This window comes from Sphingomonas sp. 22176 (genome assembly GCF_052045505.1).
GTDB lineage: Bacteria > Pseudomonadota > Alphaproteobacteria > Sphingomonadales > Sphingomonadaceae > Sphingomonas.
The window spans coordinates 499,448-519,296 of record NZ_JBQEPL010000001.1; the positions used below are offsets into that span (position 1 = coordinate 499,448).

The 19,849-nt window shown below is 67.3% G+C and carries 18 protein-coding genes and 1 tRNA gene; 11 read left to right on the forward strand and 8 right to left on the reverse strand.

What is annotated here, in order from left to right; genetic code table 11:
• Window positions 1–41: 41 nt before the first annotated feature.
• From feoB to ACTJKY_RS02365, 3 genes are all read right to left on the reverse strand, one after another.
• Window positions 42–1,898: a ferrous iron transporter B gene (feoB, locus tag ACTJKY_RS02355; RefSeq protein ID WP_440843948.1), complete on the reverse strand. Its 1,857-nt coding sequence runs from the start codon at window positions 1,896–1,898 to the stop codon at window positions 42–44.
• Window positions 1,895–2,173, reverse strand: a complete 279-nt coding sequence (locus tag ACTJKY_RS02360) for a FeoA family protein (RefSeq protein WP_440843950.1) — start codon at window positions 2,171–2,173, stop codon at window positions 1,895–1,897. Before ACTJKY_RS02360 ends, feoB begins: the two co-directional genes overlap by 4 nt.
• A 285-nt stretch (window positions 2,174–2,458) precedes the next feature.
• Complete coding sequence (locus tag ACTJKY_RS02365; protein ID WP_440843952.1) at window positions 2,459–3,262, reverse strand: DUF72 domain-containing protein; 804 nt, start codon at window positions 3,260–3,262, stop codon at window positions 2,459–2,461.
• Window positions 3,263–3,325: 63 nt separating this feature from the next.
• Here ACTJKY_RS02365 and ACTJKY_RS02370 point away from each other — a divergent pair, with 63 nt between their 5' ends.
• Window positions 3,326–4,018: a FadR/GntR family transcriptional regulator gene (locus tag ACTJKY_RS02370; protein ID WP_440843954.1), complete on the forward strand. Its 693-nt coding sequence runs from the start codon at window positions 3,326–3,328 to the stop codon at window positions 4,016–4,018.
• A gap of 29 nt (window positions 4,019–4,047) precedes the next feature.
• Here ACTJKY_RS02370 and ACTJKY_RS02375 read toward each other — a convergent pair.
• Window positions 4,048–4,122, reverse strand: a tRNA-Gly gene (locus ACTJKY_RS02375).
• 220 nt (window positions 4,123–4,342) lie between these two features.
• Between ACTJKY_RS02375 and ACTJKY_RS02380 the strand changes: the two genes are divergently transcribed.
• From ACTJKY_RS02380 to ACTJKY_RS02395, 4 genes are all read left to right on the forward strand, one after another.
• Complete coding sequence (locus tag ACTJKY_RS02380) at window positions 4,343–5,239, forward strand: tetratricopeptide repeat protein (protein ID WP_440845206.1); 897 nt, start codon at window positions 4,343–4,345, stop codon at window positions 5,237–5,239.
• A complete protein-coding gene (locus ACTJKY_RS02385; protein WP_440843956.1) occupies window positions 5,236–5,844 on the forward strand; it encodes an LON peptidase substrate-binding domain-containing protein in 609 nt (202 codons plus the stop codon). The genes ACTJKY_RS02380 and ACTJKY_RS02385 overlap by 4 nt, the downstream gene beginning before the upstream one ends.
• Before the next feature lie 145 nt (window positions 5,845–5,989).
• On the forward strand, window positions 5,990–6,328 hold the full coding sequence (locus ACTJKY_RS02390; protein WP_010542740.1) for a P-II family nitrogen regulator: 339 nt from the start codon (window positions 5,990–5,992) through the stop codon (window positions 6,326–6,328).
• 14 nt (window positions 6,329–6,342) lie between these two features.
• Entirely contained in the window at window positions 6,343–7,767 is a 1,425-nt protein-coding gene (locus tag ACTJKY_RS02395) for an ammonium transporter (protein WP_440843958.1), read from the forward strand.
• A 174-nt stretch (window positions 7,768–7,941) separates the two neighbouring features.
• On the opposite strand, the gene ACTJKY_RS02400 is transcribed toward ACTJKY_RS02395, so the two are convergent.
• The gene (locus tag ACTJKY_RS02400) at window positions 7,942–8,367 is read right to left on the reverse strand and encodes a TIGR01244 family sulfur transferase (RefSeq protein ID WP_440843960.1); all 426 of its coding nucleotides are present in this window, start codon (window positions 8,365–8,367) and stop codon (window positions 7,942–7,944) included.
• Between the two features lie 64 nt (window positions 8,368–8,431).
• A complete protein-coding gene (recQ, locus tag ACTJKY_RS02405; RefSeq protein ID WP_440845208.1) occupies window positions 8,432–10,201 on the reverse strand; it encodes a DNA helicase RecQ in 1,770 nt (589 codons plus the stop codon).
• A gap of 109 nt (window positions 10,202–10,310) precedes the next feature.
• Here recQ and ACTJKY_RS02410 point away from each other — a divergent pair, with 109 nt between their 5' ends.
• Together ACTJKY_RS02410 and ACTJKY_RS02415 are read left to right on the forward strand one after the other, a co-directional pair.
• Entirely contained in the window at window positions 10,311–10,823 is a 513-nt protein-coding gene (locus tag ACTJKY_RS02410; RefSeq protein ID WP_440843962.1) for a GAF domain-containing protein, read from the forward strand.
• Window positions 10,824–10,898: 75 nt separating this feature from the next.
• Window positions 10,899–12,350 (forward strand): ATP-binding protein, encoded by a 1,452-nt coding sequence (locus ACTJKY_RS02415; RefSeq protein WP_440843964.1) that lies wholly within the window; start codon window positions 10,899–10,901, stop codon window positions 12,348–12,350.
• 3 nt (window positions 12,351–12,353) lie between these two features.
• Here the strand turns inward: ACTJKY_RS02415 and ACTJKY_RS02420 are convergent, their stop codons facing one another.
• Together ACTJKY_RS02420 and ACTJKY_RS02425 are read right to left on the reverse strand one after the other, a co-directional pair.
• Window positions 12,354–13,028, reverse strand: a complete 675-nt coding sequence (locus tag ACTJKY_RS02420) for a phosphatase PAP2 family protein (protein WP_440843966.1) — start codon at window positions 13,026–13,028, stop codon at window positions 12,354–12,356.
• A 69-nt stretch (window positions 13,029–13,097) separates the two neighbouring features.
• On the reverse strand, window positions 13,098–15,383 hold the full coding sequence (locus ACTJKY_RS02425) for a CDC48 family AAA ATPase (protein WP_440843968.1): 2,286 nt from the start codon (window positions 15,381–15,383) through the stop codon (window positions 13,098–13,100).
• 296 nt (window positions 15,384–15,679) lie between these two features.
• Between ACTJKY_RS02425 and ACTJKY_RS02430 the strand changes: the two genes are divergently transcribed.
• Genes ACTJKY_RS02430 through ACTJKY_RS02445 form a run of 4 tightly spaced genes read left to right on the forward strand, consistent with a single transcriptional unit; the run spans window position 15,680 to window position 19,804 of the window.
• Entirely contained in the window at window positions 15,680–16,585 is a 906-nt protein-coding gene (locus tag ACTJKY_RS02430; protein WP_440843970.1) for a LysR substrate-binding domain-containing protein, read from the forward strand.
• Window positions 16,586–16,644: 59 nt separating this feature from the next.
• The gene (locus tag ACTJKY_RS02435) at window positions 16,645–17,145 is read left to right on the forward strand and encodes a sterol desaturase family protein (RefSeq protein WP_440843972.1); all 501 of its coding nucleotides are present in this window, start codon (window positions 16,645–16,647) and stop codon (window positions 17,143–17,145) included.
• A gap of 50 nt (window positions 17,146–17,195) precedes the next feature.
• Window positions 17,196–17,609: a peptide-methionine (R)-S-oxide reductase MsrB gene (gene msrB / locus ACTJKY_RS02440; RefSeq protein ID WP_440843974.1), complete on the forward strand. Its 414-nt coding sequence runs from the start codon at window positions 17,196–17,198 to the stop codon at window positions 17,607–17,609.
• Between the two features lie 44 nt (window positions 17,610–17,653).
• Entirely contained in the window at window positions 17,654–19,804 is a 2,151-nt protein-coding gene (locus ACTJKY_RS02445) for a transglycosylase domain-containing protein (protein ID WP_440843976.1), read from the forward strand.
• Window positions 19,805–19,849: the final 45 nt, after the last annotated feature.

Sequence of the window (19,849 nt, forward strand, 5' to 3'; positions counted from 1 at the left end):
AGTCCCCTGCCTCTGCCGTTTTCGCGCCCGCGATGCAATTGCTAGAGGCCGAGGCTCACCGCGCTCCAGTAGGTGATGCCGGCCGCGATGTAGGCGAGCGCGAACAGATAGCCGATCATGAAGGCCGGCCATTTCCATCCGTTGGTCTCGCGCCGCGTCACCGCGATGGTCGAGATGCACTGCGGCGCGAAGACGAACCACATCAGAAAGGCGAGGGCGCTCGGCAGGCTCCAATGCTTCTGGAGCTGCTCGCGGATCGACTCTTCACCCGCCTCGTCATCGGGATTGTCGACCGCGTAGACGGTGCCGATCGCCGCGACCGCCACTTCGCGCGCGGCCATCGCCGGGATCACGGCCAGCGCCATGTCGCGGTTGAAGCCGATCGGCGCGACGATCTTCTCCAGCCCGCTGCCGATCCGCCCGGCGATCGAATAATCGACCTTGGAGATCCCGCTGCCCTCGGGCGGCTTGGGGAAGCTGAGCAGCGCCCACAGGATCACCGTGGTGTAGAGGATGATCGTGCCCGCGCGCTTGAGGAAGATCAGCGCGCGCTGCCAGAGCCCGAGCACTACGTCGCGCGCGCTCGGCCACTGATATTTGGGCATTTCCATCATGAAGCCCGAGGTCGCGCCCTTGGTGACGGTGTGCCGCAGCACCAACGCCACGCAGAACGCGCCAACGATACCGAGGATGTAGAGCGCGAACAGCACCAGCCCCTGCAGCCCCACGCCCGGCAGTACCGCGCGATCGGGAATCAGCGCACCGATGATGATGGTGTAGACCGGCAACCGCGCCGAGCAGGTCATCAGCGGGGCGATCAGGATCGTGGTCAGCCGGTCCTTCTCGTCCGAGATGGTGCGCGTCGCCATGATTCCCGGCACCGCGCAGGCAAAGCTGGAGAGCAGCGGAATGAAGGCGCGGCCGGACAGCCCCACGCTCGCCATCACCCGGTCCATCAGGAAGGCGGCGCGGACCATATAGCCGGTCGCCTCCAGCACCAGGATGAAGGCGAACAGGATCAGGATCTGCGGCAGGAAGACGATCACCGCGCCCACGCCGGCGATCACCCCGTCGACGATCAGCGAGCGGAACACGCCGTCGGGTAGTGCACTGCCGACCTCGACGCCGAGCCACTTCATCCCGCCCTCGATCCAGCCGATCGGCACCTGCGACCAGGCGAAAACCGCCTGGAACATCAGGAACATCGTGCCGAGCAGGATGATCGGCCCGGCCACCGGATGGAGGAACAGCGCGTCGAGCCGGTGCGTCCAGCGCCGCGCGGCGGTTTCCGAAATCGTCACGGCGGTGGCGATCTGGCGAGCGCGGCGCTGGAGCAGGACGATGTCGTGCTGCACGCCGGCCGAGGGGCGTATCCTGGTCACGCCCTTGACCATCTCGCCCATCCGCTCCTTGAGCGCATCGAGCCCGCGGCGTCGCACCGCGACGGTGGAGACAACGGGGACGCCGAGCTCGCGCTCCAGCGCTTCCGCGTCGAGCTTGAGGCCGTCGCGCTCGGCGAGATCGACCATGTTGAGCGCCACCACGATCGGCAGGCCCAGCGCGATCAGCTGGAGCGTGAAGCGGAGATGGTTGTCGAGGTTGGAGGCGTCGACCACGGTGAGGATCGCGTCGGGCAGCCGCTCGCCCTGCTGCCGGCCGAGCAGCACGTCGCGGGTCACCTGCTCGTCGGGGCTGCCGGGATCGAGGCTGTAGGCGCCGGGCAGGTCGACCAGTTCGATCGGGCGGCCATCGGGCAGCGCCATGCGGCCCGAGTGGCGCTCGACGGTGACGCCGGGATAATTGCCCACCTTCTGGCGCGCGCCGGTGAGGGCATTGAAAAGCGCGCTCTTGCCGGCATTGGGATTGCCGACCAGCGCAACCAATGGCGTCGTGTTCATGCCTGTTTGGCCAGCGGCGTCACATGAATCGCGGCGGCGACATGGCGGCGGAGCGCAACCGTCATCCGGCCGATGCGGCAGGCGAGGGGACCACCGAACAGGCCGGAGCGGTGGAGCAGTTCGACTTCCACGCCCTCGTCCAGGCCCAGTTCGCGCAGGCGGCGCGCCTCGGGTTCGGCGAGCCGGTCCCATTCGACTCCGGCTACGGTGCCGGGGGCATGGCGATGCAGCTGGGCGAGGCGTACGGGCACGGGGATCGCAGCGGAGGCGTTCATGCTGCGAGTGATTATCAATTACCTGGGGGTTTGGCTAGGCCTTGAACGAACTCGGCAAAGGCCCGACATCGGGGGCAGGGCGCGGCGTACGGTCTCCCGCCGCCACGCCCGGGACCTCATTGATAGCCGCCTTCTTCCTCGCGTTCCTCGGCGGCATCCTTCTGCGCCTCTTCCATCGCTTCGGCTTCGTCGTCCTGCGGCTTCTGCTGTTCGGGATCGTGAATCATGCTGGGCCTCCTGGGGTTGCCAACACTCAACGAAGCGACGCCGCAAAGGGTTCGCCGCTCAGCCTAGCCTGCGGATGAACTCTTGGGCACCCGCGGGGGCGCGTACCTTCCCGCCGTGGATGAAGAAGACGAAGGTCTCGCGCGGCTGTGCCGGCGCGGGCTCAGGGGCGAAGGTGGGCAGCCCCTCGGGCTGGCCGCCCGCCGCCCACGTCTTGGCGGCCTTCACCCAACGCGGCAGATCGGCCTCGGGGTAGCAGAAGGGGTTGTCGTCCTCGCCGGCTTCGAGCCGGGCATAGACGAAGTCGCCGCTGACATCGGCGATCGCCGGATATTGCGGCGAATCGGCGAAGACGATTCCCACGCCCGCCGCCCGGCACAGGGCGACGAACTCGGGCGTCTGGAAGCTGTCATGGCGCACCTGCACCGCGTGGCGCAGCGTCACGCCGTCCTGTTCGGCGGGCAGCAGCTTGAGGAAGGCGCCGAAATCCTCCGCGTCGAACTTCTTGGTCGCCATGAACTGCCAGAAGATCGGGCCGAGCCTGTCGCCAAGTTCGGTCAGCCCCTGGCCGCAGAAGCGCGCGATCGATTCGCCTGCCTCCGCCAGCACCTTGCGGTTGGTGACGAAGCGCGATCCCTTCACCGTATAGACGAACCCGTCGGGCGCCGCCGCGGCCCAGCCGGCGAAGCTCGCCGGCTTGAAGGTGGAATAATAGGTGCCGTTGATCTCGATCGCGGTGAGCGCGGCGGCGGCATATTCCAGCTCGCGCTTCTGCGGCAGCTTGTTCGGATAGAAGGTGCCGCGCCACGGCTCGAAGGTCCAGCCGCCGATGCCGATGCGGATAGGGGCGGGGGTGGCGGACATCGGCTTCTCCTAAGACCATGGCACGACTCGCCATTTCCGAACGGCTTAGTATCGTGGCGCATCATGCTGCGAAACCACGCACCTTCCGACCAGCGCCTCGCCGACCAGGCCTATTCGCGCATTGTCGAGATCATCCTGGGCGGCCTGAGCGTTGGCGACCGGTTGCCTTCCGAATCGCGGTTGGCTGAAAGCTTCGGCATGTCGCGCACCGTGGTACGCGAGGCGCTGGTGCGGCTGGCAGCCGATGGCATCACCGAAGCGCGGCGTGGGGCGGGCTCCTATGTGATGCGCCGCCCGTCGCTGCGGCTGGGCGCGCACATGGCCTTCGACGAGCTTTCGGCGACGCTCGGCACCTATGAGGTGCGATTCGCGCTCGAATCGGAAGCCGCGCGACTGGCGGCACGTCGGCGCTCGCCCGACCAGTTGGCGGAAATCGAATCGGCGATGGCCGATCTGCGCAAGGCGCTGCTCTCCAGCGATCCCGCGCATGACGAGGATTGGCGGCTGCACCGAGCGATCTTCCGCGCCACCTCGAACCCCGCCTTCGAGAAAGCGTTCGAGCACCTCCATGAGGAAACGATGCGAATCATGCGCGCCGGTGTCGATATCGCCCGCCTCCGCGAGGCCGAGCCCATTGCGGCGATGGTGCGCGAGCATGCGACGATCGTCGAGGCGATCCGCGCACAGGATGCGGACGGCGCGGCGCTCGCGATGCGCTGGCATTTGTCGGAAGGGAGGAAACGGCTGATGCCGTGACATCGACAGTGCAGTCGCTGGTCGGCGACTGGAGCGGGCGAAGGGATTCGAACCCTCGACCCCAACCTTGGCAAGGTTGTGCTCTACCCCTGAGCTACGCCCGCTCTGGCGTCGTGGCCGGGAGCGTTTCGAAGCGCTCTCGGCGGGTGAGGCGGGCCAACTAACAGCGGGTTTCAAAGGGCGCAACCCCCAATTTGCACTTTTTGGAAAAGGCTTGGCGGTTTGGCCCCGAACGCCCAAATAGGAGCCGACCCGCCCGTGTGCCCTTCAGAGGCGCCGGCACCCGCAGTTCGCCTAGAGGAGCGCATTTTGGCCACGCTTGGTATGAGCCCCGCCGACAAACAGGCCGTAGACGCCTTTCGCAAAGACGTTGTCGAGCCGTCGATGTCGAAGCTCGTCATCATCGATTTCTGGGCCGAATGGTGCGGGCCGTGCAAGGCGCTGGGCCCGGTGATCGAGAAGGTCACCGACGAATATGCCCCCAAGGGCGTGATGCTGGCCAAGATCGACGTCGACAAGAACAACTTCATCGCGAGCCAATTCCAGGTCCGCTCGATCCCGACGGTCTATGCGATGTTCCAGGGCCAGCTGGTCGCCGACCTGACCAGCGCGCGCACCGAATCGCAGCTGCGCGCGATGCTCGACCAGATTCTGCGCCAGCTGCCGATCAGCGGCGAGGAAGCGGATGTGGAAGCCGAGCTCGAGCCGCTGATCGCGATGGGCGAGCAGGTGCTGGCCGACGGCGATGCCGAGCGCGCGCTCGCGATCTTCAACCAGATCGCCGAAATGGCCCCCGATCACGCCGTGGTTGCCGCCGGCCGTGTCCGCGCGCTGACCGCGCTGGGCCGCCATGACGAGGCGCAGGCCGCGCTCGACGCGATCCCGGGCGACGCGGCCAAGGCGCCTGAAGTTGAGCGCGCGCGCGCCGCGCTGAGCCTCGCCCGCGAAGCCCAGCCGGTCGGCGACCTCGCCGGGCTCGCCGCGCGCGCCGCCGCGAATCCCGAGGACATGGATGCGCGCTACGAGCTCGCCGGCGGCCAGATGGCGGCAGGCGATCGCGAGGGCGCGGCGGAGACGCTGCTCGCCATGGTCCGCGACGATCGTGCGTGGAACGAGGGCGCCGCGCGCCAGCGGCTGCTCAAGCTGTTCGAGGTCGTGGGTCTCGAAGATCCCTGGGTCGCCGCCCAGCGTCGCAAGCTGTCGCAGATCCTGTTCGGATGAAGACGACGCGGCTCTCGGTGTTTCCGCTGGCAGGTGCGCTGCTGTTTCCACGCATGCACCTGCCGCTCCACATCTTCGAGCCGCGCTACCGCGCGATGGTCTCCGAGGCGCTCGCGCGCGACCGGCGCATCGGCATGGTCCAGCCGCGCGACGAGCGCGATCCGCCGACGCTGTTCGATGTCGGCTGTGTCGGCCGGATCGCCGATGTCGAGGCGCTCGAAGACGGCCGCTTCAACATCGTGCTCGAGGGGCTGAGCCGCTTCACCATCGTCCGCGAGCTGGAGGTGAGCACGCCGTTCCGCCAGGTCGAGGCGGCGCTGGAAGTGGTGGGCGAATCCGAATCGCTGTCGCTGGCCGGTCGCGCCTCGATCGAGATGGAATCGCGCCGCTTCGCCGATGGCCTCGGCTATATGGTCGATTGGGAGGCGGTGACCCGGCTCGACGACGAATCGCTGGTCAACGGCATCGCGCAGATCGCGCCGTTCGATGCCGCCTCGAAGCAGGCACTGCTCGAAGCCCCCCGGCTGGAGGACCGCGCCGAGCTGATCGTCCAGCTGATGCAGTTCTTCGGCCGCCACGGCGAGGACAGCGCCACGCTGCAGTGATCTGCCCGTTTTTCGGGCAGATGCGCGTCGCAAAATTCACCAGTTCGTAATATTTGGCGGCACGAAACGCACATCCCCTCTGTGCGTTCCATTTGGCACGCCCCTTGCGACGTTGCTCTCCGGGACAACCGCCAGAGGGGGCGACATGAAGCTCATCATCGCCATCATCAAACCCTTCAAGCTCGACGAGGTGCGCGAGGCGCTCACCACCGTCGGCGTGACGGGCATGACCGTTACCGAAGTGAAGGGGTTCGGCCGCCAGAAGGGCCAGACCGAGATCTATCGCGGCGCCGAGTACAGCACGAACATGGTGCCGAAGATCAAGATCGAGGTCGCCGTGGGCAGCGATCTTGCCGACCGCGCCGTGGAAGCGATCCAGGCAGCGGCGAGCACCGGCGCGATCGGTGACGGCAAGATCTTCGTCCTCGACATGGGCCAGGCCGTGCGCATCCGCACCGGCGAGACCGACGAGACGGCGCTGTGAGCAAGGGGGTAGCAATGAAGCAAGGATGGAAGACCGCCGGGCTCGCGCTCGGCGCGGCCGCGCTGGTCGCGGCAATGCCCGCCTGGGCACAGACGGCACTGATCAAGGCCCCCAGCGCCGCCCAGCAGGCGACGATGGTGAACAAGGGCGACACCGCCTGGATGCTGATCTCCTCGGCGCTCGTGCTGATGATGTCGGTGCCGGCGCTGGCGCTGTTCTATGGCGGCCTGGTGCGCACCAAGAACATGCTCTCGGTGCTGATGCAGGTGTTCATGATCGTCTCGGTCGCCTCGCTGGTATGGGTCAGCTGGGGCTATTCGATCGCATTCACCAGCGGCGGCGAGAACCACTTCTTCGGCGGCCTTTCCAAGGCGTTCCTGGTCGGGGTGAGTGCCAGCACCTATGGCGCGACCTTCTCGAACAACGTCTATATCCCCGAATTCGCCTTCGTCTGCTTCCAGATGACCTTCGCCTGCATCACGCCGGCGCTGATCGTCGGGGCCTTTGCGGAGCGTGTGAAGTTCACCCCCCTCATCATCTTCACCGTGCTGTGGATGACGCTGGCCTATTTCCCGATCGCGCACATGGTCTGGTACTGGGCGGGTCCGGACTTCCTGGTCGACACGCCGACCGATTACGGCTTCCTGTGGGGCAAGGGCGCGCTCGATTTCGCCGGCGGCACCGTCGTCCACATCAATGCGGGCATCGCCGGCCTGGTCGGCTGCCTCGTGATCGGCAAGCGCGTGGGCTTCAAGAGCGAGCCGATGCCGCCGCACTCGCTGACCATGACCATGATCGGCGCCTCGCTGCTGTGGGTTGGCTGGTTCGGCTTCAACGCGGGTTCCAACCTGGAATCGAACGGCGTCACCGCGGTCGCCTTCATCAACACCTTCGTCGCCACCGCGGCCGCTGCCGTCAGCTGGGCCGTCATCGAGCAGGTCGTGCACAAGAAGCCGTCGCTGCTGGGTGGCGTGACCGGTGCGGTCGCCGGCCTCGTCGCGATCACCCCGGCCTCGGGCTATGCCGCGCCGATGACCTCGATCGTGCTCGGCCTAGTCGTCTCGCCGATCTGCTTCTTCTTCGTCACCACGGTGAAGAACAAGCTGAAATATGACGACTCGCTCGACGTGTTCGGCGTCCACTGCGTCGGCGGCATCATCGGTGCGCTCGGCACCGCGATCGTCGCCAACCCGGCGCTCGGCGGCCAGGGCGTCATCGACTACACCAAGTTCCCGGCGGTCGCGGCACCCAGCTACGACACCGCGGCGCAGCTGATCATCCAGGCCGAGGCGGTGGGGATCACCCTGCTCTGGTCGGGCCTGGTCTCGGCGGTTCTCTTCTACGGCCTGAAGCTCACCATCGGCATCCGTCCTTCCAAGGAAGTGGAAGTCGAAGGGCTCGACATCAACGAGCATGGCGAGCGCGCCTACAACTACTGACAAGTTCGGGCGCCGCGGGATCCTCTCCTGCCGCGGCGCCCCACCGAGGTTCCTCCTGCGGACGACTGGGCTGGTGGGCAACCACCAGCCCATTTTTTGTGCGTGAGGGGAAGCAGGGGCCCGCCGCTTGCAGCAGGCGTTCCCCTCCCGCCTGCGGGAGGGGGGAATAGAAGCTTATTTGCCCGAAAGCTGCGCCAGCGCCGGGCGGATGCCGGACAGGTCGTAGCCGGCACCCGCGCTCTTCGCGACCAGTTCGTCCGGCTGGCCGCCCTTGTACGCGGTGGCCAACGCCCAGAGGTTGCAGGAGCGGGTGCCCGAGCGGCAGTACGCCAGCACCGGCCCGTCGACCGACGCGAGCGCCTCCGCCATCGCCTCGACCTGCGCCATCGAGAAGCCGCCCGGCGTCACCGGGATCTCGGTATAGCCCAGCCCCGCCGCCTCGGCCGCCTCGGCGATCTGCGCACCGGTCGGCTGGCCGAACTCCTCGCCTTCAGGGCGATTGTTGATGATGTGCACGAACCCCGCCGCCGCGAGCGCAGGCACGTCCTCGGGGCGGATCTGCGGGGCCACCGAGATGCGGTCGTCGATCTTGTTGGGCATGGCAGGTCCTCCTTCTGATTCCAGCGCGAGGCTGTAGCGCGCAGCGCTGCCCCAAGGAAGCCGATCAGAACTGGCGGAGGACGTTCAGAAAATCCTGCCCATAGGCATCGAGCTTGCGCGCGCCGACGCCCGAGAGCTGCCCCATCTCCGCCAGCGACGACGGCCGCACCATCGCCATGTCGCGCAGCACCGAATCATGGAAAATGACGTAAGGCGGCAGCCCCGTCTCCTGCGCGATTTCGCGGCGCTTTGCCCGCAGCGCCTCGAACACCGGATTGCCGACCGGGTTGGGCACTGACCCCTTGGCCCCGCGACGCTTCCGTTCGCGGCGCGGGGGGAGGACCAGCTCGAGCTTGGCCTCGCCCTTCAAAATCGCGCGCGCCTCCGGACCGAACTCCAGCCCGCCATGCTCATTGGTGCGCAGCGCATCGCGCAGCAGCAGCGCCCGCGACACCGGCTTGAGCATCGCCACTTCGTCGCCGTCGACGATGCCGAACACCGACAGCTTCTCATGCCCGTTCATCAGGCTGCGCTCGGTCGAGACGCCGGTCAGGATGCCCTCGATATAGCCTATTCCGTACAGCATTCCGGTGCGGAACACCGCCGAGAGGAATTTCTGCGCGGTGACGCTGACGTCGATCGCCGCCGGCGGATTCAGGCAGTTGTCGCAATTGCCGCAGGTCTCGGGCGCGTCCTCGCCGAAATGCCTGAGCAGGATGTGACGGCGACACCCCGCCGTCTCGACCAGCGCGCCGAGCGCGGTCAAGCGGGTGCGCTCGCCGGGCTGGCGCGCGGGCTCGACTTCGCCGATCCGCTGACGGGCGCGGGCGAAATCATCGGCGCCCCAGAAGAGATGCGCGACCGCCGGATCCCCGTCACGCCCTGCACGTCCGGTTTCCTGGTAATAGGCCTCGATCGACTTGGGCAGCCCGGCATGGGCGACGAAGCGCACGTCGGGCTTGTCGATGCCCATACCAAACGCGACGGTCGCGACCACCACCATGTCCTCGCTGGCGACGAACTGCGCCTGGTTGCGACGACGCACCTCGGGATCGAGCCCGGCGTGATAGGGGAGCACCGGCCGCCCGGTCTCTGCCGCCAGCTTCTCGGCGAGCTGCTCCACGCCCTTGCGGGTCTGGGCATAGACGATGCCGGGGCCCGGATTCTCGGCGACGATGTCGATGATCTGCCGCGTCGTGTTCTCGCGCGGGGCGATATGGTAGCGGATGTTGGGCCGGTCGAAGCCGGCGACGATCAGCCCGTCTTCCGGAATGCCCAGCTGTTCGAGGATGTCGGCACGGGTATGCGCGTCCGCCGTGGCGGTCAGCGCGAGACGGGGCACCTCGGGGAAGCGATCGAGCAGCGGGCGCAGCAGCCGGTAATCGGGGCGGAAATCATGCCCCCATTCGGAAACGCAGTGCGCTTCGTCGATCGCGAACAGGCTGAGCGGCGCCTGGGTCAGCAGATTGCGGAAACCCTCGCCCGAGGCACGTTCCGGTGCGATATAGAGCAGGTCGAGCTGGCCGGCGCGGAAGCGCTCGATCGTCTCGGCACGATTGTCGTCGACGCTGGTCAGCGTAGCGGCGCGGATGCCCACCGCCTCGGCGGCGCGCAGCTGGTCGTGCATCAGCGCGATCAGCGGGCTGACGACGACGCAGGTCCCCTCCAGCATCACCGAGGGCAGCTGGTAGGTGAGCGACTTGCCCGCGCCGGTGGGCATCACCGCGAGCGTGCGCTGGCCCGTCATGACACGGTCGACCACCGAGCCCTGCACGCCGCGAAAGGCGTCATAGCCGAAAACCCGGCGGAGATGTTCAATGGGATCGGGACGCATGGCTGCCATCAGACTGCCCGGCACATGCTTGCGCTGTCGAGCAAATGTTAACTTCTGGCTCGGTAGTAGACCGAATGTGCCGGGGGGCGCAAACGCAGGAAGACGAACGATGCCGGTGGAACCCTCGGACGAACCCGCCCGCCTTGCCGAGCTCAAGGGCTATGGCGTGCTCGATACCCCCAACGAAGCGGAATTCGACGCGATCGTTCGCGAAGCCGCAGCGGCGCTGGGCGTGCCGATCGCCCTTATTTCGCTGATCGACGAGAACCGCCAATGGTTCAAGGCGCGGGTCGGGCTGGAGCCGCAGGAGACGCCGCGCTCGATCTCCTTCTGCACCCACGCGATCCGGGGACCCGATGTGTTCGTGGTCCACGACGCCAAGGCAGACCCGCGCTTTTCGGAGAACCCGCTGGTCACCGGCGATCCCAATATCCGCTTCTATGCCGGGGCCCCCTTGCGCACCGCCAGCGGCAAGCGGATCGGCACGCTGTGCGTGATCGACAGCACCGCCCGTCCGCAGCTGACCGAGCAGGATACCGCCCGCCTCACGCTGCTCGCCGAGAAGACGATGCAGGCGCTCGAACGCCGCCGCCAACGCCTGAATGCCGCCGACGCGGCCTGAAGCGAAACAAACACCCACAGTTTTCGTGGCGGCAGCCCTTGCCGCTGCCCCCCATGATCCGGCAAAGCGGCGGCGATGACCGTCAGCGTGGACATGGGCGTCGACGGCACGGGCGGACCCGTGCCGGTCGATCTGGAGGAGTTGCTTGCAACCCGATTGCTCGTCCAGGGCAATTCGGGCTCGGGCAAGTCGCACCTGCTCCGCCGTCTGCTCGAACAGTCCGCGGGTCATGTGCAGCAGGTGGTGATCGATCCCGAGGGCGATTTCGTCACCCTCTCCGATCGCTACGGCCATCTCGCGATCGAGGCGGTCGACCACAGCGAGCGCGACGTCGCCCGCTTCGCCGCGCGCATCCGCGAGCATCGTGCTTCGGTGGTGCTGAGCCTGGAAGGACTGGAGGCGGAAGGCCAGATGCGCTGCGCCGCCACCTTCCTCAACGGCCTGTTCGATGCCCCGCGCGACCATTGGTACCCGGCGCTCGTCGTGGTCGACGAGGCCCAGCTGTTCGCGCCCGCCGGTGGCGGCGAAGTCGCGGAAGAGGTGCGCCGTGCCTCGCTCTCAGCGATGACCAACCTGATGTGCCGCGGCCGCAAGCGCGGGCTCGCTGGCGTGATCGCGACGCAGCGGCTGGCCAAGCTGGCCAAGAACGTCGCGGCGGAAGCGTCGAACTTCCTGATGGGCCGCACCTTTCTCGACATCGACATGCAACGCGCAGCCGACCTGCTCGGCATGGAACGCCGCCAGGCCGAGGCGATCCGCGACCTGCAGCGCGGCCACTTTCTGGGACTAGGCCCGGCAATCACGCGGCGTCCGGTGGCGATCCGGATCGGATCGGTGGAGACCAGCGCGCGCAGCTCGTCGCCGAAACTGACGCCGCTGCCCCAGGCGCCGTCGGAGGACATGAAGGATCTACTGCTGGCCCCGGCGGAGCCCGAATGGGTGCCCCCGGCCCCGCCGCCCGCGCATGCCTATGCTCCGCCGGAAACCGTGCTCGAGCAGCTTGCCCGCTCGGGGCCCGCGCCGATGGAAGTCGAGCCGGATCGCGATCCCGAAGAAGTCGCCGGGCTGGTGGCCGACGTGCTGCGCGCTATCGTCGAGGACGAGCAATCGACGCTGCGCTCGCCCGCGGTGCTCTACCAGGATTTCCAGGTGCGCTGCCGGATGGTGGGGCTCACCCGTCCGCCGCTCGACATTTCGGGCTTCGTGCGGCGTCTCTCGGCAGCGCGCGCGGGCATCCATGGCGACCCCGACGACGAGTGGGCGCAAGCCCTGGAAGCGGCACGGGCGCTGCCCGACGACATGCTCGCTCCCTTCCTGCTCGTCGCCAAAGCGGCGCGCGAGGGGCTGCCCTGCCCGAGCGACACCGACATCGCGACCAGCTACGGCACCAGCTCGCTCGGCCGTGCGCGGCGGCTGATGCAATATATCGAGAGCAAGGGACTGTTCGTCACCCGCGTCGACCTGTCGGGCAAGCGCTCGATCACGATTCCAAGGCTCGGCTGGACGACGCAGGCCTCGGACGGCTGAGCCTCAGCGCCGGTGCAGCCGTGCGTTGAGCGCGAACATGCACAGCGCCCAGATCGCCCCGAAGCACCAGCCCGCCAGCACGTCCGACGGCCAGTGCACGCCGAGGAAGACGCGGCTGCAGCCGATCAGCAGCACGAGCAGCACCGCCATGCCGAGCAGATACGCACGGGCCCAGCGACTGTCCTGCGTCTGCGCAACCATCACCCCGAGGGTCAGGTACACCGCCGCCGAGGTCATCGCGTGGCCGCTCGGAAAGCTGGCGCTGGAGACATGGGCGAGGTGAGGGACCACCTCCGGGCGCGGTCGATTCAGGAAGATTTTGAGCAGCCCGTTGATCGAGGAGGCGCCGATCAGCGACCCGCCGAGCAGCAGCGCTTCGGCGCGTTTGCCGAACGCCAATAGGAAGATCAGCGTCGCCACGCCCGCCAGGCACAGCACGGTAAAGCCGCCGAGCGCGCTGATATCGATCGCGGACTGGAGCAGCCAGGCCGGGCCGATCGGCGTCGCCAGATCCTCCGGCCGACGGAGGGCGAGCAGCAGTTCGGGGTCAAAAGCAAAGCCGCTAGCAAAGCGCAGGCAGAGAAATACCGCCAACCCCGCCAGCGACAAGCCCAGCAGAGCGAGCGCAGGCCAGAGCCATTGGCGGTTGGATTGCTGAAGGGGATTGGGCTCGGCCATGCTGCTCGCTTGAAAGAGAAACGGCCGCCGACGACACCGTGATCGTCGGCGGCCTTGGAGTCGGTCGACTTAGCCCTTCGGCCCGCGGCCTTCCAGCATGCCGGGCGCGATGAAGCCGATCGGTTGGATCGACGAGGCCTGCTGCTTCAGCCGGCCCTGCATTGCCTCATAGTCGCTCTCCATCTCGGGCGTGACAGTGGCGCGCGAGTCCTTCAGCGCTTCCTCGAAATGCGCCATCGTCACTTCGCGGGTGTCCAGCGACTGGCGGAGCGCGACCAGGCCGGCGCGGCGGACCACGTCTTCCAGATCGGCGCCGGTGTAGCGCTGGGTCTGCTCGGCGATCGAGCCCAGGTCGACATCCGCCGCGAGGGGCATCTTGTCGGTCTGGATCCGCAGGATGCGCTCGCGCCCGGCCTTGTCGGGCACGCCGACATAGACGAGTTCGTCGAATCGGCCCGGGCGGAGCAGGGCAGGATCGATCAGGTTCGGCCGGTTGGTCGCCCCGATCACCACCACCGACTGGAGCTCCTCCAGCCCGTCCATCTCGGCGAGGATGGTGTTGACTACGCGCTCGGTCACCTGCGGCTCGCCCATCGAACCGCCGCGCGCCGGCACGAGCGAGTCGAGCTCATCGATGAAGATCACGCACGGCGCGACCTGGCGGGCACGCGCGAACAGCCGGGCGATCTGCTGCTCGCTCTCGCCATACCATTTGGAGAGCAGGTCGCTAGACTTGGTGGCGATGAAATTCGCGTCCGCCTCACGCGCTACGGCCTTGGCGAGCAGCGTCTTGCCGGTGCCCGGCGGCCCGTAGAGCAGGAAGCCCTTGGCCGGCCGAATGCCCAGGCGCCGGAACGCATCCGGATCCTTGAGCGGCAGCTCGACGCCTTCCTTGAGCCGCATCTGCGCATCGTCGAGCCCGCCGACATCTTCCCAGCGGACCGTCGGTGCCTGCACCATCACTTCGCGCATCGCCGAGGGCTGGACGCGCTTCAATGCCTCCAGGAAATCGTCGCGGGTGACCGACAGCGTGTCCAGCACCTCGGGCGGAATCGTGCCTTCCTCGAGATTGAGGCGCGGCATGATCCGGCGCACGGAATCGATCGCAGCTTCGCGGGTGAGTGCTGCCAGATCGGCACCGACAAAGCCGTAGGTTGTGCGCGCCAGCTCGGCGAGGTCGACGGTATCGCCCAGCGGCATGCCGCGGGTGTGGATGCCCAGGATCTCGCGGCGGCCGCGATCGTCCGGCACGCCGACAACGATCTCGCGATCGAATCGGCCCGGACGGCGCAGCGCCTCGTCGATCGCCTCGGGGCGATTGGTCGCGGCGATCACGACGATGTTCGCGCGTGCTTCCAGCCCGTCCATCAGCGTCAGCAGCTGGGCGACGAGACGCTTTTCCGCCTCACCGGTCACCTGGCCGCGCTTCGGCGCGATCGAATCGATCTCGTCGATGAACACGATCGACGGCGCGTTCTTCGCCGCTTCCTCGAACACCTGGCGCAGCCGCTGCTCGGATTCGCCATAGGCCGAACCCATGATCTCCGGCCCGTTGATCAGGTGGAAGCTGGCATCGCTTTCGTTGGCCACCGCGCGGGCAAGCCGCGTCTTGCCGGTGCCGGGAGGGCCATGCAGGATCACGCCCTTGGGCGGATCGACGCCCAGACGCTGGAACAGCTCGGGATAGCGCAGCGGCAGCTCAACCATCTCGCGCAACTGGTCGATCGTGGCGGCCATCCCGCCGATATCGTCATAGGTGACGTCGGCGCGGCGGCTTTCCTTGGCCTCCTCATATTCGGTGCGGAGCTCGACCTCGGTATTCTCGTCGATATGCACCACGCCGCGGGGCACGGTGGAGAGCACCGTCAGGCGGATCTCCTGCAGCGCATAGGCGGGCGCCCGCACGAACTGCTGGACGTTGGGCGGCACATCGGCGCGCTGGTGGCCGACCGTGGCGATGGTGTCGCCGGAGGTGAGGGGACGGGTGAAGAAGGTGCGCTTCAGCGCCTCGCCGGTGCCGCGCAGCCGCAGATTCGCCTGGGCCGGACCGAACACGACGCGAGTCGCAGGCTTCGAATCGGCGCGGCGCACCTCGACGAAATCGCCCGAGCCGACGCCGGCATTGGCGCGCTGGAGCCCGTCGATCCGGAGCAGCTCCAGCCCTTCGTCTTCGGAATAGGGGAGGACGGCGCGCGCAGGGGTGGTGCGCTTGCCGACGATTTCGATCACATCACCCTCGGTGATGCCGAGCGCGGCCATCAGGCTGCGCGGGATATGGGCCAGTCCGCGGCCGCTGTCCTCGGGCCGCGCATTGGCGACCTGGAGCCGCCTGGTGCGGGATTCGTCATCGGCCATTCTGTGGGTTCCTTCGTGGCGGTACGCACGAAAGCTAAGAACGGCGGAGATAAAAAAAAGGGCCGCCTCAATTAAGGGCGGCCTTGGAAAGTTTTAGGAGAGGATGCCTGAAAGGCACCCCCTATGTGCGGTGCGGCACATTTTTGTGCAAGTGCGAAATTTACACCGCTTAGATGCACGGCTTGCAATCGCGATTGTCCCGCGCGATATTCGTTCCCAGCGGAGAGGGTACCGGCAATGGCGTCGTGCTTTTGTCAGCCTTTTGCTGCACCGCACCAATTGAGAGACACGGATCGATGCGTCGCCTACCGCCGCTCACCGCGATCGAAGCCTTTGTTCAGGTCGCCCGCCTGGGCTCGATCAAGGCTGCCGCCGAGGAACTGGCACTGTCGTCTCCCGCGCTCAGTCGGCGCGTGCAGGCGCTAGAGCGCTTCATCGGCAAGCCCCTGTTCGAGCGGCGGCACCAGTCGCTGCGGCTCAACGACGACGGCGACCGGCTGCTCAGCCTGATCGCCCCGGCGCTCGACACGATGACCGACGCGATCGAGACGATGACCAGCGGCAGCGAGTTGCTGCGGCTCCGACTCGGCGTCTTGCCGCTCTATGCGACGCAGCAGCTGCTGCCGCGCCTACCCGAGCTGAAGAAGCGGCATCCGGAACTGCATCTCGACGTCGATACCGGCAGCCACGGCATGGCGCGGCTGGGCGACGGGCTCGATGCGGCGATCGTCATCGCCCGCGACATCGATCCCGGCTATTATTCGCGCCGGCTCGATCGCAACCGGGTGCACGTGATCGGCGCGCGGAGCCTGGTCGAAGGGCCCAATCCGGTGCGTGATCCCATGGACCTGTCGCGACTCACCGCCCTGGTCCACCGCGAAATGCCCGAGACCTTCACCGCCTGGCGGATGGCGGCGGGCTATCCCGACCTCGAGCCGGCGGCGATCGACCTGTTCGATTCGGGCAATTTGATGCTGGAAGCCGCCGCGCAGGGACTCGGCGTCGCCTTCATGCTCGAATCGCATTACCAGTCCGCCCGCGACGAGCGGCTGGTGCAGCTGTTCGATCTGACCGTGGAGAGCCATTACAGCTACTGGTTCGTCTGCCGTCCACGCGCGCTGACGCTGCGGCCGGTGCAGATCTTCCACGACTGGCTGATCTCGGCGATGGGCGCAGACCTGCTGGACATACCCCAGGCCTGACCCTGCCTCTTTGGGCAAAGTCAATGGAATGGCGCGGCGCGATCGCCTACATGGGGCCCATGTCGCCGCTGAATGCCGTCCTGATCTTCCTCGCCACCGTGCTCGGCATGGAACTGTTCGCCTATGCCGCGCATCGCTGGATCATGCACGGGCCCGGCTGGTTCCTCCATGAGAGTCACCACCGCCCGCGCACCGGCAATTGGGAGCTCAATGACCTCTATGCCGCGATCTTCGCGGTGCCCTCGTTCGTGCTGCTGCTCGGCGGCGTGCAGCTCGGCTGGTGGCCGGGCTTCACCTGGATCGGCGCGGGGATCGCGGCCTATGGCGCGATCTATTTCGGCTTCCACGATCTGATCGTGCACAAGCGGATCCGCCACCGCTACATCCCGCGCTCCAGCTACATGAAGCGGATCGTCCAGGCGCACCGGCTCCACCATGCCGTGCGCACCCGCAAGGGCACGGTGAGCTTCGGCTTCCTCTACGCCCCCCGGCCCGACGTGCTGAAGGCGCAGTTGCGCGAGAGCGGCGCGGTGGTGCAGCGGATCACGATCCCGGACTGAGCCGTTCACCGGATTGACGGCACGGCCCGCCGAACCCACATCTCAACCCTATGGAACAGCTGAATCTCTCCGAATCCGAATGGCGCAAGCGCCTCACCCCCGAGCAGTTCCACGTGCTGCGCGAGGCAGGCACCGAGCGCGCCTTTTCGGGCCGCTACAACGACAACAAGGCCGACGGCATCTATCGCTGCGCCGGCTGCCAGCTCGAGCTGTTCGACAGCATCGACAAATATGATTCCGGCTCGGGCTGGCCCAGCTTCACCCAGCCGGTGGCTCCCGACCATGTGAACGAACATGCCGATACCAGCCACGGCATGCGCCGCATTGAGGCGCGCTGCGCTCGCTGCGACGGCCATCTCGGCCATGTCTTCCCCGACGGCCCGCCGCCAACGGGCCTGCGCTACTGCATGAACTCGGTCAGCCTCGAGTTCCGGCCGCGCGCGGCGGGCGCATCTGCCGCCTAATCCTTGTGGGAAGCCCCGCGAGCCTGTAATCGACCACGCCGTACATGGCCGTGAAATCGAAAACCGCAGCTGCGCCCTGGTGGCGCCGGGGCTCCTTCTGGAAGAAGTTCTTCCTATGGTCGCTGATCAGCGGCGTGGCGTTGGCGCTGATCGCCTGCATAGCGCTGGTGATCGCGGTCTATTCGGCGCGATCGACGCTGCCGAGCTTCGACCAGATGAAGTCCTCGCCCAACGGCCAGATGATCCGCGTCCACGCGGTCGACGGCACCGTGCTGGTGTCGCTCGGGCCGAGCTATGGCGACTGGATCAAGTACGATCAGATCCCGCAGGCGATGAAGGACGCGATCATCGCGACCGAGGACCGCCGCTTCGAATCGCACTGGGGCGTCGATCCGGTCGGCGTGGCGCGAATCTTCTGGGTGGCCAAGCGGTTGCACGACGAAGGCCGGCGCCTGCAGGGCGGCTCGACGATCACCCAGCAGGTGGCCCGCACCATCTTCCTGTCGAACAAGTACAGCGTCGGCCGCAAGATTCGTGAGGCGATCCTGGCGCTGGCGCTCGAGCGCAAATTCTCCAAGCAGGAGATTCTCGAGCTGTACCTGAACAAGGTCTATTTCGGTGGCGGCGCCTATGGCATCGACGCGGCGAGCCGGAAATTCTTCGGCCATCCCGCGACCAACCTGTCGCTCGGCGAGTCCGCGATCATCGCCGGGCTGGTGAAGGCACCCTCGCATTATTCGCCCACCGCAGACGCAGAGGCCGCGGTCGATCGCGCGACGGTGGTGCTCAAGCTGATGGCCGAGGCCGGCAAGATCAGCGAGGCCCAGGCCAACAGCACCGATCCGCACGCCGTGCAGCTGGCGCCCGAGCCCAAGCAGAACAGCGTCCGCTATTTCACCGACTGGGCGCTGCCCCAGCTGGAGACGTTGATCGACGAGACCGAAGCGCCGCTCGACGTGTGGACAACGCTCGACCTCAACATGCAGCGCAGCGCCGACCAGGCGATCCGCGTCAACGCGCCCGACGGCGCGCAGGGCGCGCTCGTCTCGATCGACCGCGACGGCGCGGTGCGGGCGATGGTGGGCGGCAAGGACTATGTGTCCTCGATCTACAACCGCGCGACTCAGGCGCAGCGCCAGCCGGGCTCGTCGTTCAAGCTGTTCGTCTATCTCGCGGCGCTCGAAGCCGGGCACAAGCCCGACGACATCGTCGTCGACGAGCCGGTGACGATCGACGGCTGGACCCCGCGCAACGACTCGCGTCGCAACAGCGGGCCGATCACGATCCGCACCGCCTTCGCCTATTCGGTCAACACGATCGCCGCGAAGCTTGGCCAAGAGGTGGGCTTCACCACCGTGGCCGATATGGCGAAGCGCTTCGGCATCACCACGCCGATCAACACCCAGCCGGCGATGGTGCTCGGCACCTCCAACGTCCGCCTGATCGACATGACGCGCGCCTTCGCCTCGGTGGGCAATAACGGCGTTGCGGTGACGCCCTATGGAATCACCCGCGTGACCGCGAACAACCGCGTGATTTACCAGCATGAGGTGGACACGAGCCACGTGCTGGTCGCCAACTATGTCGCGGCGCAGATGATCGATCTGATGCAGACCGCGGTGGCCACCGGCACCGGCCGCGCCGCGCAGATCGGGCGTCCGGTCGCGGGCAAGACCGGCACGACCAGCTCGAACAAGGACGGCTGGTTCATCGGCTTCTCCAGCGGCCTCACCACCGGCGTGTGGATGGGCCGCGACGATGCCAAGGTGGTGCCGGGCCTGCAGGGCGGCCGTGCGCCCGCGCGTGCCTTCCACGACTTCATGATCCAGGCGGTCGCCAACCGTCCGGTCGAGCAGTTCGAGACCCAGCTGACCCCGCCCGACAACATGCTGGAGCCCGACGAGGACGCCTATGGCGCCCCCGACAACGGCATGATGGTCGATCCCGACGGCAACCCGATCGCCCCGCCGCCCCAGGTACCGACCGAGCCGCAGGACGGCGAGGACATGGACGCCGCACCCGCACCGGCGCAGCAGGGCGGGCGCCCCGCGCCGGTCCAGCAGCAGGGCGAGCGGCTCGATCGCGACTGGATCAACCGGATGACCGGCCGCCCGCCGGCGCAGCAGCAGCAACCCCGCCAGCCGCAGCGCCAGCCCGCGCCGCAGGACCGTCAGCGGCCCAACGACGAGTATTGAGGGGTGAGGGTGCTCCTCTAAGCTCCCCTCCCGCTTGCGGGAGGG

Coding starts and splice junctions, on each gene's coding strand:
- feoB (WP_440843948.1), bottom strand. CDS start 1,898: ATGAACACGACGCCATTGGTTGCGCTGGTCGGCAATCCCAATGCCGGC.
- ACTJKY_RS02360 (WP_440843950.1), bottom strand. CDS start 2,173: ATGAACGCCTCCGCTGCGATCCCCGTGCCCGTACGCCTCGCCCAGCTG.
- ACTJKY_RS02365 (WP_440843952.1), bottom strand. CDS start 3,262: ATGTCCGCCACCCCCGCCCCTATCCGCATCGGCATCGGCGGCTGGACC.
- ACTJKY_RS02370 (WP_440843954.1), top strand. CDS start 3,326: ATGCTGCGAAACCACGCACCTTCCGACCAGCGCCTCGCCGACCAGGCC.
- ACTJKY_RS02380 (WP_440845206.1), top strand. CDS start 4,343: ATGAGCCCCGCCGACAAACAGGCCGTAGACGCCTTTCGCAAAGACGTT.
- ACTJKY_RS02385 (WP_440843956.1), top strand. CDS start 5,236: ATGAAGACGACGCGGCTCTCGGTGTTTCCGCTGGCAGGTGCGCTGCTG.
- ACTJKY_RS02390 (WP_010542740.1), top strand. CDS start 5,990: ATGAAGCTCATCATCGCCATCATCAAACCCTTCAAGCTCGACGAGGTG.
- ACTJKY_RS02395 (WP_440843958.1), top strand. CDS start 6,343: ATGAAGCAAGGATGGAAGACCGCCGGGCTCGCGCTCGGCGCGGCCGCG.
- ACTJKY_RS02400 (WP_440843960.1), bottom strand. CDS start 8,367: ATGCCCAACAAGATCGACGACCGCATCTCGGTGGCCCCGCAGATCCGC.
- recQ (WP_440845208.1), bottom strand. CDS start 10,201: ATGCGTCCCGATCCCATTGAACATCTCCGCCGGGTTTTCGGCTATGAC.
- ACTJKY_RS02410 (WP_440843962.1), top strand. CDS start 10,311: ATGCCGGTGGAACCCTCGGACGAACCCGCCCGCCTTGCCGAGCTCAAG.
- ACTJKY_RS02415 (WP_440843964.1), top strand. CDS start 10,899: ATGACCGTCAGCGTGGACATGGGCGTCGACGGCACGGGCGGACCCGTG.
- ACTJKY_RS02420 (WP_440843966.1), bottom strand. CDS start 13,028: ATGGCCGAGCCCAATCCCCTTCAGCAATCCAACCGCCAATGGCTCTGG.
- ACTJKY_RS02425 (WP_440843968.1), bottom strand. CDS start 15,383: ATGGCCGATGACGAATCCCGCACCAGGCGGCTCCAGGTCGCCAATGCG.
- ACTJKY_RS02430 (WP_440843970.1), top strand. CDS start 15,680: ATGCGTCGCCTACCGCCGCTCACCGCGATCGAAGCCTTTGTTCAGGTC.
- ACTJKY_RS02435 (WP_440843972.1), top strand. CDS start 16,645: ATGTCGCCGCTGAATGCCGTCCTGATCTTCCTCGCCACCGTGCTCGGC.
- msrB (WP_440843974.1), top strand. CDS start 17,196: ATGGAACAGCTGAATCTCTCCGAATCCGAATGGCGCAAGCGCCTCACC.
- ACTJKY_RS02445 (WP_440843976.1), top strand. CDS start 17,654: ATGGCCGTGAAATCGAAAACCGCAGCTGCGCCCTGGTGGCGCCGGGGC.